Source organism: Arsenicibacter rosenii (genome assembly GCF_001870735.1).
GTDB lineage: Bacteria > Bacteroidota > Bacteroidia > Cytophagales > Spirosomataceae > Arsenicibacter > Arsenicibacter rosenii.
Genome location: NZ_MORL01000029.1, coordinates 58,220 through 73,832 on the forward strand (window position 1 = coordinate 58,220; position 15,613 = coordinate 73,832).

At 56.5% G+C, this 15,613-nt stretch carries 12 protein-coding genes; 8 read left to right on the forward strand and 4 right to left on the reverse strand.

Annotation, left to right across the window (positions count from 1 at the left end):
* Positions 1-33 precede the first annotated feature (33 nt).
* Both BLX24_RS26860 and BLX24_RS26865 read right to left on the reverse strand, forming a co-directional pair.
* Positions 34-1,551, reverse strand: a complete 1,518-nt coding sequence (locus tag BLX24_RS26860; protein WP_071506317.1) for a RagB/SusD family nutrient uptake outer membrane protein — start codon at positions 1,549-1,551, stop codon at positions 34-36.
* Between the two features lie 13 nt (positions 1,552-1,564).
* A complete protein-coding gene (locus BLX24_RS26865; RefSeq protein ID WP_083422206.1) occupies positions 1,565-4,894 on the reverse strand; it encodes a SusC/RagA family TonB-linked outer membrane protein in 3,330 nt (1,109 codons plus the stop codon).
* A 153-nt stretch (positions 4,895-5,047) separates the two neighbouring features.
* Here BLX24_RS26865 and BLX24_RS26870 point away from each other — a divergent pair, with 153 nt between their 5' ends.
* The 3 genes from BLX24_RS26870 to BLX24_RS26880 all read left to right on the forward strand — a co-directional run bounded on the left by BLX24_RS26870 (position 5,048) and on the right by BLX24_RS26880 (position 8,199).
* Positions 5,048-5,752 (forward strand): FadR/GntR family transcriptional regulator, encoded by a 705-nt coding sequence (locus tag BLX24_RS26870; RefSeq protein WP_071506318.1) that lies wholly within the window; start codon positions 5,048-5,050, stop codon positions 5,750-5,752.
* A 3-nt stretch (positions 5,753-5,755) separates the two neighbouring features.
* Complete coding sequence (locus BLX24_RS26875; RefSeq protein ID WP_071506319.1) at positions 5,756-6,949, forward strand: sialidase family protein; 1,194 nt, start codon at positions 5,756-5,758, stop codon at positions 6,947-6,949.
* Positions 6,950-7,026: 77 nt separating this feature from the next.
* Positions 7,027-8,199, forward strand: coding sequence for a n-acyl-d-glucosamine 2-epimerase (locus tag BLX24_RS26880; protein WP_071506320.1), 1,173 nt, complete (start codon positions 7,027-7,029; stop codon positions 8,197-8,199).
* Here BLX24_RS26880 and BLX24_RS26885 read toward each other — a convergent pair.
* Both BLX24_RS26885 and BLX24_RS26890 read right to left on the reverse strand, forming a co-directional pair.
* On the reverse strand, positions 8,196-8,924 hold the full coding sequence (locus BLX24_RS26885; protein WP_071506321.1) for a LytR/AlgR family response regulator transcription factor: 729 nt from the start codon (positions 8,922-8,924) through the stop codon (positions 8,196-8,198). The genes BLX24_RS26880 and BLX24_RS26885 overlap by 4 nt on opposite strands.
* Before the next feature lie 5 nt (positions 8,925-8,929).
* Complete coding sequence (locus BLX24_RS26890) at positions 8,930-12,016, reverse strand: sensor histidine kinase (RefSeq protein ID WP_071506322.1); 3,087 nt, start codon at positions 12,014-12,016, stop codon at positions 8,930-8,932.
* Between the two features lie 227 nt (positions 12,017-12,243).
* Between BLX24_RS26890 and BLX24_RS26895 the strand changes: the two genes are divergently transcribed.
* From BLX24_RS26895 to BLX24_RS26915, 5 genes are all read left to right on the forward strand, one after another.
* Positions 12,244-13,119, forward strand: a complete 876-nt coding sequence (locus tag BLX24_RS26895) for an SGNH/GDSL hydrolase family protein (protein ID WP_071506323.1) — start codon at positions 12,244-12,246, stop codon at positions 13,117-13,119.
* An 8-nt stretch (positions 13,120-13,127) separates the two neighbouring features.
* Positions 13,128-13,607, forward strand: coding sequence for a hypothetical protein (locus BLX24_RS26900; protein WP_071506324.1), 480 nt, complete (start codon positions 13,128-13,130; stop codon positions 13,605-13,607).
* Between the two features lie 208 nt (positions 13,608-13,815).
* Positions 13,816-14,418 (forward strand): hypothetical protein, encoded by a 603-nt coding sequence (locus tag BLX24_RS26905; RefSeq protein WP_071506325.1) that lies wholly within the window; start codon positions 13,816-13,818, stop codon positions 14,416-14,418.
* Positions 14,419-14,445: 27 nt separating this feature from the next.
* The gene (locus BLX24_RS26910; protein WP_071506326.1) at positions 14,446-15,051 is read left to right on the forward strand and encodes a cupin domain-containing protein; all 606 of its coding nucleotides are present in this window, start codon (positions 14,446-14,448) and stop codon (positions 15,049-15,051) included.
* 38 nt (positions 15,052-15,089) lie between these two features.
* Positions 15,090-15,613: phage tail-like protein (locus BLX24_RS26915; RefSeq protein WP_510185433.1), on the forward strand; the 524-nt coding region annotated here is incomplete at its 3' end.

Here is a 15,613-nt window from a genome sequence, read left to right on the forward strand (position 1 = left end):
CAAACTCACGCAATCGCTCAATCACTCAATAAATTAATAGCCCGGTGTTTGTGTGAGTTTGGGGTCGGTGTTGAGCATCGAGACCGAAACGGGGAGCTGGAGCTTAAACGGCTGGGATGGGGGCAGGTAGATCTGGCTTACGTTTTTGAAAACATACGCATTGCCGGCCCGGCGCAGCGCAAACCACCGTTTTCCTTCGGCAATAAACTCCCGCAGGTTTTCGTCCAGGACCGCATCCATGTTGGCTTGCTGGCTACCGTTGGTGTAAGGGGTATAACCGGTGCCATAGGCCCTTGCCCGGATCGCGTTGATGTCGGCCGACGGGTCGTTGCCGAGTTTGGTGTTGGCTTCGGCCAGCAGCAGCAGCACATCGGCATACCGGTAGATCGGGAAGTCGTTGTCGTAGAGCTGTGTACCCGCATCGACACGGCCAATGAACTTTGTCAGTAGTATACCGGCAACCGGGTTGCCCGCCGTGGTCCGGTGCATGGTGCGGAAGGTAACCCGCATCCGCCGGTCATTCGGATTGTTCAGCCGGGTAATCAGGGCTTGCGACAAGCCCACCCGGCTGGCACCAGCCACGTACGGATAGGCGGAGCTGACCGTCGCCGCGGTACTGGTGCCCGGGTCAAGGACCAGCGTACCGGCCTGGGTCGTGTTCACCAGAAAACTGCCATAGGCTCCCTGGGTTGCTTCGTTTTTTTCGAAGCTGAGCGCAAAAATAATCTCGCGGTTGTTGGTTTCTTTCGTTGGGTCAAACACATCGGCATAGGCCGCCTGCAAGCCCAGCGCCGGCATGGCTTTGACCTCTTCCAGGGCTGTTTTAGCGGCTGTCAGATCAGCATTGCCACCGCCCATGAGCGTCCCCGACCACAGGTATACATCGCCTTTGAGCGTCAGGGTAGCCGCGCGGTTCCAGTATACCCGTTTGGCGGTAAAGGCGTTGTTGCCCGCAAACAAGGTCAGTGACTGGTCAATATCGCTTTTGATCAGGGCCAGCACCTCTTCCGGCTTCGCCCGCTCGCGGTACAGATCGGTCAGGCTGTTGACGGCCGAGACCGGCTCGGTCGTGATCGGGACCCCTCCCCAGGTCCGGAGCAGGGTAAAGTAGACGTATGCCCGTAATCCATACATTTCGGCGAGCGCAGCCTTCCGTTGGGCATCGGCGAGCGGTGCCTGCGGAAACAGCTTAATGACCGTATTGATCCGGTCAATCAGGGTGTAAAAACCGCCCCAGTTGCCCGCCGGTACGTTCACTGCGCTGATGTTGTGTGACCAGTATTGTTTCAGCCCCGTGTCTTCCGATTCGGTAAAGAGCCCGTCGGCCCAGATCTCCGAGCGCATTTCGCCCAGGTTGACGAGCGTACTGTGGTACCCCCGGAGTGAGGCATAGATGCCGGTATACAGCGTCATGGCCGCATTCGGGTCGGCGAGGGCCAGTTGCTGATTCAGCGAGGTTTGCGGGGTTACCTCATCCAACTGGCGCTGGCAGGAAAAAAGCCCTGCACTCAGACTTAAACCGGCGATTGTGAGTAGTTTATGAAGTTTCATGATGTTGTTCGGTTTAGAGCGATAACGTAGCCCCAAGGGTAAACACGCGTGGAAGCGGGAAACGCCCAACGTCGTTGCCGCCTACTTCGGGGAAGGTGCCGTTGTAGCGTGTCAGATACAGCAGGTTTGAGCCCGTCGCAAAAACGCGGAGGCTTTTCACACGGTCGCGGGAGAGCCGGGTCATAAGCGATTGCGGCATGTCATAGCTGAAGGTCAGCTCACGCAAGGCTACATAATCGCCTTTTTGCCAGAAATTGGCCGGTGCGGTGGTGCTGCCACCCGCATCCAGGAAGTAATTCCGGCCGTAGTTGGCCCAGTAATAGCGCGGCAGCGTACCGTTTGGTGTCTCCGGCGACCAGGTCTGTGTTACATCGACCGGTCCGTTCTGGGAACCCTGCACCTGCGACATGCCCCGCAGATACATCTGATTGACAATGACAAAGCCCAGTGAGTAATCGAACTGACCGAACAGCGTGAAGCCTTTCCACTGCAGGGTGGTCGAGAAACCACCCTGCACCGTTGGCGTTGTCCGGCCAACGTAGGTAAAATCGCGGTAGTCGAGCGTGTCGTTCTGGTCGAGGTCGCGCCAGCGGGCATCGCCCAACAGTTTGATGCGCTTGTTGGTATACGGCAGATAGGTATTCACGAAGTTGGCGCGGGCGTCGATATCGGCCTGGGTTTTGTAGATTCCGTCGTAAGCCGGTGCCCATATTTCGTCGAGGCCAATGCGTTTGCCTTCCTGCAAACCGCCTACCCAGACCACCTTACCCTGCGACGGGTCATAGACCTGAACCGCGCTCTGGCGGTTGCGGTCGAGTCCGTTGCCGGGCAGCTTAACGGCGTAGTTTTTGACATGGAAAAGGTTCGCGCCCATGCTCCACGATAACCCGCGCGGGCTGCTTGCCTTCAGGATATTGCCGCGTATTTCCAGCTCAATGCCCCGATTCTGCAACTGCCCCAGATTGGTCTGATAGCTGCTGTAGCCGGTCCATGCCGGAATGGTCAGCGAGCTGATTTTGTCGTACACGTTCCGGATAAAATAGTCGGCCAGAATCGTGACGCGGTTGTTCAGTAAACCGAGGTCAAGGCCGAGGTTCAGCGTGTTGGCCCGTTCCCATTTCAGGTTGGTGTTGACGATACTGCCTGCCGCAAAACCCGGCTGCCCGTTGTAGATGCCTGCGTTGCCGTATTGCGGAATAGTGGCAAAATCGCCCAGCGGCGTGATGCTGCCGTTTTCACCCCAGCTGATACGGGGTTTCAGGGTGGTAATGTAGCGGCTTAACGCGGAATTGGTAAAGAAGTTTTCGTAGTGCATGTTCCAGCCCAGCGACATGCCGGGGAAGAACCCATACTGATTGGTGGTCAGCTTCGATGTACCGTCATACCGGGCGTTCAGCGTCAGCAGAAAGCGGTTGTCGTAGGTGTAATTTACCCGGCCGATGCCCGATACCAGCCGTTGCCAGCTCGAAAACGCCGACGACGGAATGCCGACGGCTGCCGTTGATGCCGATAGCCAGGGAATAAAATCAGTGGCGGCGAGGTTGGCCGATGCACCGTAATCGTACTGCCGGAATTCAAAGAATTCGCCACCCGCCAGGGCCGAAACGGTATGCTTGCCAATCGTTTTATCATACTGTAAAAAGCCATTGTACTGATACTGGCCTACCCGCTGGTTGCTGAACGATGCGTTGCGGGTACTCACCAGCGCGCCGCCCGTACCGTTGATGTAGGCTTTGGTGAAGCTGTCGCTGTTGGTGTAGCGGTAGAAACCCGATGCCGAGCCCAGCAGCTTCAGTTCCGGCAGAATCCGGTATTCGATGTTCAGGCCACCGCTGTAGCGCTGTTCCAGGGTCTGGTTGAAAAACTTATCCTGAAAATAAGCCGGATTTCCCAGCGTGCTGCCATCGACACCCGGCAGTATGGCGCCTGTCTGGTCGTGTGTCAGGCGAACGGTTGGCGCAATGCCCGTAAAGCGCTGGATAATGCCGCCGCCAACACCACCGCCACCGTCGGCGGTCAGATACGAAGGGCTGTTTTTGGTGCTGTAACCGGCCAGGTTAAGGGAAACGGTCAGGTTCTTCCCGACATTCAGGCCCCCGTTGAAGTTCATATTCATCCGTTTGAAGGCGGAGCCGATAAGCATGCCCACATCGCTGAGGTTGCCGACACCCAGGGCAAAATTCCCCTGGTCGTTGCCGCCCGATACGTTCAGGTAATGTTCGTTGAGGTTGCTTTGCTGAAGAATCAGCTCTTCGAGCTGCCGCTGCGAAATCGACCGGAAAAGGAGGGTATCCATCTGGGCAGCGTTAAACGGGTTCTTATCGATCAGCGTTTTGTATTGCGGGTCGTTCAGCAGCGCGCGGTTGCTGTTCGAAAGCAGCTGGGTTGAGTATTTGCCGTCGGGTGCTGTCCAGCCTGAGTTGGTACCCCAACCCCATGCGCCGGCCAGCTGGTTGCGGGCATTGTTCATCTCAGCGGTATTGTTGTCTGCACGGGCGGCTTCGAAGCGGGCGGCCAGACCGCGCCGGTTCCAGAGAATATAATCTTCGGCACTCATGTAGTCAAGCGGGTTCCGCCGGATGTAGTTGGTTGCCCGTTTATAGCTGTACGTCACCTGCGTACGGCCTTTCTTGCCCTTTTTCGTCGTCACCAGAATGACCCCGTTTGACGCCCTTGCGCCGTAAATAGCGGTTGAGGCGGCATCTTTCAGAAGATCGATGGTTTCTACATCTTCCATATTAATCCCGTACAGAGACGGGACAATGACCCCGTCAATAATGACCAGCGGAGAGCCCGAGCCGCTGAAATCGGTGCCGCCCCGGAATGAGATGGCGGGCGTTGAGCCGGGTTGACCGGTTGTCTGCTGAATCCGCAAGCCGGGAACGGTGCCTTGCAGGGCCGTGGCCACATTCGTTCGCGGTACTGATTTGAACACCGTCGGGTCAACGGTAGCGACCGAGCCGGTTAGTGTCCGGCGGCTTTGCTGCCCGTACCCCACGACAACGACTTCGTCGAGGCTCTTGGCACTTTCGGCCATCTGAACGCTGACGGCGGCCTGGTCAGTCAGGGTGATTTCCTGCGTTGTCATGCCGATCAGTGAAAAAACGAGTGCATCGCCTTTATTGGCACTGATCGTGAAACGGCCATCGGCATTGGTGACTGTTCCGCGCGTGGTGCCTTTGATCGTCACGTTGACGCCGGGCAATGGCTCGGCTGTGCGGCCGTCGCGCACAATGCCATTAACGGGTTTAGGTTGTGCCATACCGACTGTCGATACCAGAAGGCCGACAATAAGTATGACATAATAGCTACTGAGAAGCTTGTTAGTATAAAGATGCCACATACGAATAATAATTTTTGCATTATGTATGACTTGACAAAGGTATTATGTATTATTTAATAATCGCAAGTAGCCCTTAAAAATTATTTTTTTGCGGATATTTTTTGTTTTACGGATATGAATCTAATTTTGCTGCGTTATTAAGTTATACATAATATGGATTACGCGAACATGCATGATGATCTGCGCCTACAGGAGCAGACCTCATTAGTTGATAAGGCCGAGACAGATTTGCTGGATTTCTTTCAGGAGCAGCAGTACAAAAGCGGTGATGTGATTCCAAAAGAAGTAGAGCTGGCTGTTCAGCTGGGCGTAAGCCGCACGGTCATTCGCGAGGCCTTACAGCGTCTGCGGATGCGCGGGATGGTCGAGACGAAGAAAAAGCGCGGTACCGTCATTACCAACCCCGACCTGTTGTCGCTGCTCGAAAAGACGATGTATCCCGGTATTCTGGCCGACGAAACCCTGCGCGATATTTTTGAACTGCGGCTGGTGCTGGAAATCGGTATGGGCGATCTGCTGTTCGAACGCATCACCCAGCGCGACATCGACGAACTGTACGCCATCGTGGCCGATGAGCCGGTGAATACGGAAGAAATGATTTTTAACGCCGATCAGGAAATCCGGTTCCATGGCAAGCTCTACGAAATTACGGGCAATCATACCCTCATGCGCTTCCAGCAAATGCTGCTGCCAACGTTTGAGTATGTCCAGAAAAGCGGTCTGCTCAAGAAGCAGGTGCAGCATAAAAAATTTGTATCGCACCGGGGGCTGGTCGATGTCCTGCAACATGGAACACCGGAAACCTTCCGTAATGCGATGCGCAACCATTTCGAAAACCACTTTCAACGTTTGTTTTAACGCATGTTCCCGCATTTACTCCTTTCTGCGTGCCTGCTGCTGGGGTGCCGCCAGTCGCAGCCTGTGGCCGCCGCACCCGCCTATGTTCCGCCGGTGGTTACCGAAACGGTCTTGCCCGATGAGGTAACCGTTTTCGGCAACGGCAACGACGGGTATCTGTGTTACCGGATTCCGGCGATTGTCAAAGCCCCCGGCGGTACGCTGCTGGCGTTTGCCGAAGGGCGTAAAACCGACTGCGGCGATTTCGGGAATGTCGATATCGTGCTGCGGACCAGCCGCGATCAGGGCAAAACCTGGTCTCCGCTGTCGGTAGCCGTAGACTATGGCCCCAATCAGGCGGGAAATCCTGCGCCGGTATTCGACCTGACCGATCCGCGTTATCCCGATGGGCGGTTGTTTCTGGTGTACAACACGGGTGTGGCGTCGGAAGGCGATGTGCGCAACGGCAAGGCCATACGCGAGGTCTGGTTTGTGACCAGTACCGATCTGGGCAAAACGTGGTCGGCTCCGGTCAACATTACCACGCAGGTGAACCGGCCCAACAAACCCGGCGTAAACCCGGCCTATACCTTTAAGGAAGACTGGCGGTCGTATGCCAACACGCCGGGCCATGCCCTGCAACTCAGCCAGGGGCGGTATCGCGGCCGGTTATTTGTGGCGGCCAATCACTCGGCGGGCCCGCCGCAGGGACAGTTCCGCGACTACAGCGCCCACGGTTTTTATTCCGACGATCATGGCAAAACCTGGACCCTGAGCCCGACCGTGTCGTATCCGGGTAGCAACGAAAGCACAGCGGCCGAAACCCGCGATGGCGGTATCCTGATGAACATGCGCAACCAGTCGGGTGATGTAAAAAGCCGGTTGCTGGCCTATTCGCCGACTGCCGGTGAACGCTGGAATGACGTGATTGTGTCTACTGACTTGCCCGACCCGGTTTGCCAGGGAGCCATGATAAACCACAAGACACCCGCCGGACAGCCGGTGCTGCTTTTTGTGAACCCCAACAGCCAGACGAAGCGTGAGAAACTGACCATCCGCGTCAGTCAGGACGATGGCAGGAGCTGGTCGCAGGGGAAGGAGCTTTACAGCGGTTCGTCGGCCTATTCCGATCTGGTCATTCAGGAGGATGGTAAGATCGGCGTCCTCTACGAACGGGATAATTACCAGGTGATTACATACGTGAGTTTCACCCTCTGATCCGTTTATTACGGTAAAAATATTTCGCCCTTTCACCCTTGCGCCGCCCTGCGGCCTATTCTTTCACTCTTTAGGTCATGTCTCTCTCCCAACAATACCGTGAGGCGTTGCTGAATGATGTCATTCCGTTCTGGCAACAGCATTCGGTCGATACCCAGTATGGCGGTTTCCTGACCTGCCTGGACCGGCAGGGGCGCGTATTTGATACCGATAAATTTGTCTGGCTACAGGCGCGGCAGGTCTGGACCTTTGCCATGCTGTATAATCGGCTGGAGCAGCGGCCCGACTGGCTGGCGACGGCGGTCCATGGTGCGGAGTTTCTGAAAAAACACGGTCGGTCGGCCGACGGGAGCTGGTATTTTTCGCTGACCCGCGAGGGCCGGCCGCTGGTACAGCCCTACAATATTTTCTCCGACTGCTTTGCGACAATGGCCTTCGGGCAGTTGTCGCTGGCGACGGGCAGCGATGAACAGGCTCAACTGGCCGCCACCACGTTCCGGCACATTCTGGCCCGTCGCCACCAGACCAAAGGGCAGTGGAATAAGGCCGTTGCCGGTACAAGGCCGCTGAAAAACTTTGCCCTGCCGATGATTCTGTGCAATCTCGCGCTGGAAATTGAGCACCTGCTCGACAAACCCCTGGTCGAACAGACCATTGATGAGTGCATTCATGAGGTGATGGACGTGTTTTATGATCCGGCGTCGGGGCTGATCCGCGAAAACGTTACGCCCGACGGCAAGGGCTCTGACTCCTTCGAAGGCCGGCTGCTTAATCCCGGGCATGCTATCGAAGCGATGTGGTTTATCATGGATCTGGCGGTCCGGCGCAACGACCGCGCCCTGCTCGACCGTGCGGTAACCATCACCCTCGACACCTTGCAGTATGCGTGGGACGAGCCGTTTGGCGGTATTCTGTATTTTATGGATGCCGGCGGCCATCCGCCCCAGCAGCTTGAGTGGGACCAGAAGCTGTGGTGGGTCCATGCCGAAACGCTGATTAGTTTACTGAAAGGCTACCAGCTGACGGGCAATCCGGCCTGTTGGGCATGGTTTGAACGTGTCCATGCCTACACATGGTCGCATTTCCCGGACCCCGGCCACGGCGAATGGTTTGGCTATCTGAACCGGCGGGGCGAGGTATTGCTACCCCTCAAAGGGGGCAAATGGAAAGGCTGTTACCACGTGCCGCGTGCCCTGTTTCAATGCTGGCAGACGCTCGGAAAAATTGAACAGGTGGCACTGCCCCGTTAATGCAGCCGCTTCCGTTGCCGGCGCGACATCGTCAGCCGGGTGTTATCGGTCAGGTGGATGACGCCCGCCGGGTCAATCAGCTGCACAAACTGCATATTGACCAGATGCGACTTATGCACCCGCACAAAGTCATGGTCTTTGAGCATGCCCTCGAACTCCTTCAAGGTTTTGGACGCACAAAAACGCCGGTTGCCGGTCAGGTGAAAGAACGTATAATTGCTGGAGGCCTCACACCGGATAATCTCGGCAATGGGCAGAAAGTGCAGGCCTTCGGTAGTCGAAATCGGCAATCGTTGCTGGTTTGGTTTGCTGACCGACAGGTTTTCGGCCAGGTTCCGGATCAGGGCTTTGGGGCGTAGCGTCTCGGTTTGTTTCCGCAAAAACTTGTCGAAGGCCAGCCGTAGTTCATCGACATCAATTGGTTTCAGGAGGTAGTCGAGGGCGCTCACCTTGATGGCCTGCAAGGCAAACTGCGAATAGGCTGTGGTGAAAATAACCTCAAAATCAATGTCGTCGATGGCATTCAGAACATCGAACCCGTTCTGCATCGGCATCTCAATGTCCAGAAAAACAAGGTGCGGCCGCATCGACTGAATCAGCGAAATGCCTTCGGGAGGGGTAGTCGCCCGCCGGAAAAGAGAAATTTCGGGAATGTATTTGCTGACCAGAATTTCCAGAATGTTACAGGCTCGGGGCTCATCGTCGATGACAAGGGCGCGGTACATAGGCGTTAGGGGGTATGCGTGAATCCGGTATCGAATGCAGTAATCAGGGGCAGGCGGATACTGATGCGGGTACCGATGGGAGTACCGTCCGTACTGACGAGGTCATCAATATGCATCGAGGCTTTTCCCAGACCCGATTTTTCGAGCAGCGCCAGCCGCTCGTTCGTCAGGGCCAGGCCTTTTGAGGTCTTCCGGCGATATACGGCCGACCGGTTGCTGAAGGCAGCGGCCTGTTCGCGGCCGACGCCGTTGTCTTCCAGGAGGCAGTGCAGGTGCCCGTCGGCAATCCGCAGGGAAATGTCCAGTTGCCGGAGGCCGGTTTTGTGCAGTAATCCATGACGGATCGCGTTTTCGGTCAATGGCTGAAGCAGCAGGGCCGGCACCTGATACAAAGCCGGGTCAAGGTCGGCATCGACACGAAGCGTGTAGGCAAACGAACTGCCGAACCGGAGCGCTTCCAGATCGAGGTAGAGCCGGAGCACGTCGATTTCCTGCTGCAGGGCGTGCATACTCCTGGTCGACTCTTCCAGAACCATCCGCAGCAACCGCGAAAACTTCGACAGGTAGCGGTAGGCCGTATCCGTATCGTCGGCTAAGATGCATTCCTGAATGGCATTCAGACAGTTAAAGATAAAATGCGGATTCATTTGCGACCGGATAGCCCGCGTTTCAAGCTCGGCAATGAGCCGGGCAATCCGGACCTTTTCGGCCTGGCGGTGCCGTAGTGTACGTTCGCGCCGTGTAAAATAACCAGCCACCACACCAAGCAGCAACATGGCCGCACCGGTCAGAAACCACCATCGCTGCCAGACTGGCGGCAATACCTCAAACGAAAACGCAGTGAGCCCACTCCGTGACCCGGCGGCTGTCATCCCTTCAACCTGAAATGTATAGCGCCCGGGGGCCAGACCGGCATACGTGACAGACCGTTCGGTTCCCTGCGCCGGCCGCCAGCCCGCTTCCGCACCGAGTAGCCGGAAACGGTACCGGTGATAGGGCGTATTGACCAGACTCATCAGCGAAAATCCGAATGTCAGCGCATTTTGTTCCGGCGGGAGCCGTAGCTGTTCGGGCAATCCTGAGGGATCTCTGCCGGTGGTAAACTGCCAGAGATCGGCGCGGGAATCGGGTAGCCGGAGCCCGGTGATGGTGAGGGGCGCAGCCACGGGCCGTTGCCTGAGCTGGCTGACCGAAAACCGCAGCAGCCCCGCCGTAGTGCCGACGTAGAGTGTTCCGCGCGGGTACTCAAACAGGTGCATCGACTGGTACGATTCGCTGAAAAAACCGTCGCTGAAGCTGAACGTTCGCAGGCCGGCCGGCGTCAGGCAATGCAGGGCAATAGCGCTGCCGGTCCAGATGTTGCCGTCACTGTCAGCATACACGTCGAGCAGATAATTGGCAGATAACCCATCCGCCGTGGTATACTGCCGGGTTACCGAAAACTGTTGGCCGGAGAGGTTGCCCCTGATAAGCCCTTGCCCGTCGGTGGCCAGCCAGACAGTACCCTGCCGGTCGCGGATGATGCGCTGCACCGACCGTACCTGCTGGCCTTGCCACTGAATGGGGTGGCTGGTAAACTGCCCGTTCCGGAACGAAATCAGCCCCGCATCACTGGCCAGCCAGAGCGTATGGTCGGGGGCTTCAAACCCGTTGTAAAAGATGGTAAACCGGTAACGGTTGGTCGAATGTTCAAAAAAAGTAAACGTGTAGGCCTGTTTCAGAGCATCAAACCGGATCTGCGTCAGCCCGACATCGCCCACTGCCCACAGGTCGCCCGCCGCCGTCGGAATCAGGTCGTTAAAGCCTTCATCGCTTAACCCATCCTTGCGGGTGTAGTGGCGGGTTCGTCTGCCATCATAAGCCAGCAGGCCCTGATAGGTGGTTGCCATCCATAAGACTCCCCGCCGGTCTTGCTGAATGCCGGCGATGCCTGCAATCGGGACCAGATCGGTCAGCAGGGGCGATACCTGATCCGCACCAAGCCGGAACAACCGGCCGTGGTGTGCCCCGAAAACCAGCTGGCCGTTATAGAGCCCGAATCCGTTGATTTCGTTTCCGGCCACGGCTGCCGGTAGCGGAATCCGGTCAAAAGCCGACCGCCTTATTTTCAGTAAGCCTTCGTTGGTCGCTACCCAGAACGTACCTTCCCGGTCGAGCAGCAGCTTATTGAACTGGCTGCTGGTATGGTGGTATAAATTGAGCTGTTGCCAGGGTGTTTGTGCCTCTGCGTCAAGTTGTTTGAGGCCGTATGACAGGAGCCAGTAGCGTTGGCCGTCCAGCAGAACGTCGGACGGGACGAGGCCTTGCAGCAGGGTTTCGGGCCGGCCGTTACGCAGGCGGATATAACAGAACTGGTCGTGCGCAGAAAACAGTAAATCATTTTCAGACCGGACCGCAATCGCCTGAATTTCTGTTTTTTGACCGGCCGGGCTTTGCCAGATACGGGTGAGCCGGCCGTTACGGTACCGGAACAAATCCATTTTACCGCCCACATACAGACTCCCTTCCTCATCGAGGGCGAGGGCAAACACCCGCCGGTCGCGGGCTTTGGGCGTCAGGCGGTCGTATCCGGTGAGCAGGCGGGGCGCCGTGGCTTGAGCCGGCCGTTTTTTGAGTTGTTGCTGCTGAGCCGGAGAGAGGTGATAAACCCCGCTGCCGCAGCCGATCCAGAGGGTGTGCCGTTTATCGAAGAGCAGCGCATTGATCCGCACCAATGTTGGTTGCCGGATGGCAGGCAGGGCAGATACCTTTCCGTCATCGTAGCGGAATAACCCTTCTTCGGTGCCGACCCAGAGTGTGCCGTCAGGGTCTTCCAGCAGGGCATTTACCTGCCCGATGGGCTCACCGTTGTCGGTAAGGCTGATGCTTTTACACACAAAACCATCGTACTGCACCAGTCCGGTAGTGGTGCCCAGCCAGAGAAAGCCGGTTTTATCGCGCAGCAGCGTCCGGATATCAGCGGCGGGCAACCCCTCTTTCAGCCCGATATGCTCTACCGTAAAACCGGCCGCATGCATAACCGGCGACTGACCACGCAGGGCGTTGATCAGCAGCAGATTCATGAGCCAGAAAAGAAGCGGGCGACCAGACATGCCTGTGCGAAAATTGATGCCTGCAAGGTACGACCGTAATACTACCTGTTCAATAGGTGAGTCTGCCGTTTACTAATCGCCGAAAGCCGTTCAATCAACGGATTCGGTACGTGCCTGCTGGGTGGCTAACCTTTACAACATGTCTGTTTTTTACCCCTGAGAAACCAAACCGGTAACGCAATTTTGGGCATTGAAGGGTAAACAAGTGAATCAGGAAAGCGCAGCGTATGAAAAAGATGATGGTGTGTTGCTGGCTGGTGATTGCCGGGCTGGCATGTCAGAAGCAGGAATCGGGTACGAACACGACCCCTGATCCGGACCCGACCGGTACGGGCAGCTCTGCGATGGGCAAGGGCGAGCCGGGAGTAGTTGGGCTGGCCGGGGTTACGGCCTGGGATAATGTTGCGGCGGCTGAAAAAGAACGGATTAAAGGCTGGAATGCTTTGTTTCTGCACCAGTCTGTGGGACAGGATCTGGAAGAGGGCTGCAAAGCCAACGGCTTCGCCTTTGACTACTACGGCCCGAACGATAAAACCAACGGGGCCGCCGGCGGGAAGGGGCTGAAAGGGGGCATTTTCGTGGATGTGGGCGGAATCCCTAACGGAAATCCAACGGAAAAGATCAGGGTATTCCGCGAGAATGCCACCCGCAACAAAGACCTGCTCCAGATTGCCATCTTCAAGTTCGGGTATGCCGATGTCAACGATGATAACGTCGAACGGGTGAAAACCGAATACAAGGCGATGGTTGATGCGCTGCGGGCCCAGTCGCCGATACTCCGGTTTGTACACGTGACGCCACCGCTGGTCTACAGCACGTCTGCCTACGAAGGCAACGCCGCCAAACAGAAACTGGGACAGTGGATGAAAGACACCTTCAGGGGGACCGATGTGATTTTTGATTTGCAGGAGCTGGAATCCAATAACGGGCAGTGTCAGCAAAATAACGTGTGGCGGATTTGTCCCGAAAACCGGAATACGGCCGGTGACCCGTCTGATGTCAACGGCATTGATACTTCCGACGGGCAGGGACATATCGGTAAAAAAGCTGGTCAGCGTATTGGCAAAGCACTGTTAATGAGTATTTATCGGGCTGGAAAATAAAGAAAACAATGAAAAAACTAATCGCCTATGCACTCTTATTGAGTGTGTTTATCCTCAACGGAGGAGCCGGTTGCGGAGGCAAAAAAACGGATGATCCGCAACCCGCCCAGGTTAAACTGCTGGTCGGCGGGCTTTGGGACGTGACGAGAACCTATACCGTTACACCCAGCGACAAAATTACGCTCACGATCAAAAAAGGAGCCCTGGGCCTTAAATTCTATAGTGACGGTAAGATTGAAAGCTGTTCGTCCGGAACCTGCGGACAACTTGGCCGCTGGTCTTTTCAACTAATCAGTAATTCGGCCGGGACGGGCACATTGACCGTCTACGTTGAGAGCACGGATATTCAGGCGGTGTACGGTAAGAAGCTGGAGGGGGCGCTGGACATCAGTACAGATAATCTCATCCGGTGGATCATCAAAGGAAATCCGGTCATCGGCGAAACCGATGCGTCAGAAATACAATGGACCATGGAGCGGACACCGTGAAGCGGAAACCGGTAAACAGGCCGGCCGATATGAGTATGCAATCATATTGGTCTCTTCTCGGGTCTATCAGCGTATGCATGGGGCTGACGCTGCCAGTCATCGGCCAGCCCCTATACGGCTGTCGGGGCTGAGCAGGCAAAAACGCAGCAGAGCCGGAAACGGTAAGCCGCGGCTTTCTGTACGATAAGCTAAAAATAACCTGTTGATAATGAATGCTTCCCGAGGGAAAGGGTGTTTAATGGCGCTGGCAGGCCTGGTCGCTGTATCTGGTCTGTTTATGGTCGTCCGGTTTTACGGCGGCAAATGGCTGGACCAATACGAGCGTCCATGGGCTTACAGCACGACAGAGCCGTTGCTGGTCGGGCAATGGGAAGGTCGTTTTAATGACCCGGACGGTGTACCGAAATCGCTTCGCATAACGATTGATCTACCCGAAACGGATGAAGAACGCTGGCAGCAGGCAAGGCGGAAAAGACGCCTGCGGAACGGACGAAATAAGGGTGGTTTCGATGGGACAGCAACCGTCACGAGCCGCCTGGGCCGTGAAGACTATGAAATCTACGGTGTGGTAGACCGGCAAAACGATCACCGGTTCAGCCTCAATTTTGACGCAGTCGACGGGCGATTTGCCATCACGCCCAACTTTTACATCAACGATACCGACAAAACCGGAAACCAGTGGGCAGGCGATCAGCTGGATGTCCGGCTGGAGTTTGCCTATCACCTGCCCGGCCGCACCTGGTCGAACAGTGCCGATCCGCGGTTTAGCCGCAAGGTACCGGTGCGCTTACACCGTGTAACGAACCAGTAAGATTCTCAACCTAAAACACAAAACAAAATGCAACGCCGTGATTTTATGTCAGCCCTGCCATTGGGCCTCTTCGCCGGTCAGCTACCGGCCGTGACCGCCACCGACGATCAAAAGCCACTGGCTCCGTTTTATATCGGCCCGTCGGCCGAACCGTTGACGCCCGGACCGACGGGGCTCAACATCCGGACGCGGGTCCGGTCGGCCCAGACCAACGGACAGTTTTCGTGTGTTGAGTTTGCTGTTGCCCCGAAAAAAATGGGCCCGGCCCCGCACCTGCACAAAGACCTGGATGAGCTGATGTATGTCATCGAAGGCACAGCCAGTGTGCTGGTGGGCGATACGGTTTATCAGGTCGAAGCTGGTGGCTGGCACCTGCGGCCGCGCGGCATTGTCCATACCTTCTGGAACGCCACCGACAAACCGGTGCTGGCCATCGACTGCTACTTCCAGCAGCCGTTTGAAGAGTACCTCGAAGCCTCGTTCCAGACCATTCCGGCGGAGGCCCGTAAGCGCGGATTAGCAATGGATTCTCCCGAAATCCGGAAGATGTATAGCGACCTGCAGGCCCGCTTCGGCATGGTTGGTTTCCCCGAAAAACGGCAGGCCATTGTGGATAAATACGGCCTGAAGTAAAACCCGATACAATTTTTATTATGTTGATCTTCAGGTTTATGGTTAACCGTTACCTTCTTTTGGCGGGCGGGCTGCTGCTGGCGGTTCAGTCGGTTTCTGCCCAGACGCTGCAACTCAACCGCACGGGCGGCAGCGTGGTGATCGGGTCCGATGGCGGCGCGGCTAATGCCTCGGCAGCGCTGGAAGTCAAAAGTACGACCCAGGGTGTGCTGCTGCCCCGGCTGACCACGGCGCAGCGGACGGCCATCAGCAATGCCGCCAACGGGCTGCTGGTGTTCGATACCGACACGCAGAGTTTCTGGTTCCGCCAGAACGGGGCGTGGGTCAATCTGGTCGGCGGGGGCAGTTCGGGGGCAGGGGTTGGCTGGCAGCAGACGGGGGCCAACATCAGTACTACCAACAGCGGCAACGTGGGCATTGGTACCACCAACCCGCTGGCAAAACTCAGTGTCGTGGGCAGTTCAAGAAATGCTACCGGCACCAACACCGCCGATTTCGCGAATACGAACCTTGGCCCTAATGTGAGCTTTGTGCATCTGGGCAGCAAAGGGCACTGGCTGAT

What these genes read in the sequence shown, in the direction of transcription:
- BLX24_RS26900 (WP_071506324.1), top strand. Translation starts at nt 13,128, where the DNA reads ATGAAAAAACTAATCGCCTATGCACTCTTATTGAGTGTGTTTATCCTC.
- BLX24_RS26860 (WP_071506317.1), bottom strand. Translation starts at nt 1,551, where the DNA reads ATGAAACTTCATAAACTACTCACAATCGCCGGTTTAAGTCTGAGTGCA.
- BLX24_RS26910 (WP_071506326.1), top strand. Translation starts at nt 14,446, where the DNA reads ATGCAACGCCGTGATTTTATGTCAGCCCTGCCATTGGGCCTCTTCGCC.
- BLX24_RS26890 (WP_071506322.1), bottom strand. Translation starts at nt 12,016, where the DNA reads ATGTCTGGTCGCCCGCTTCTTTTCTGGCTCATGAATCTGCTGCTGATC.
- BLX24_RS26885 (WP_071506321.1), bottom strand. Translation starts at nt 8,924, where the DNA reads ATGTACCGCGCCCTTGTCATCGACGATGAGCCCCGAGCCTGTAACATT.
- BLX24_RS26875 (WP_071506319.1), top strand. Translation starts at nt 5,756, where the DNA reads ATGTTCCCGCATTTACTCCTTTCTGCGTGCCTGCTGCTGGGGTGCCGC.
- BLX24_RS26895 (WP_071506323.1), top strand. Translation starts at nt 12,244, where the DNA reads ATGAAAAAGATGATGGTGTGTTGCTGGCTGGTGATTGCCGGGCTGGCA.
- BLX24_RS26870 (WP_071506318.1), top strand. Translation starts at nt 5,048, where the DNA reads ATGGATTACGCGAACATGCATGATGATCTGCGCCTACAGGAGCAGACC.
- BLX24_RS26865 (WP_083422206.1), bottom strand. Translation starts at nt 4,894, where the DNA reads ATGTGGCATCTTTATACTAACAAGCTTCTCAGTAGCTATTATGTCATA.
- BLX24_RS26880 (WP_071506320.1), top strand. Translation starts at nt 7,027, where the DNA reads ATGTCTCTCTCCCAACAATACCGTGAGGCGTTGCTGAATGATGTCATT.
- BLX24_RS26905 (WP_071506325.1), top strand. Translation starts at nt 13,816, where the DNA reads ATGAATGCTTCCCGAGGGAAAGGGTGTTTAATGGCGCTGGCAGGCCTG.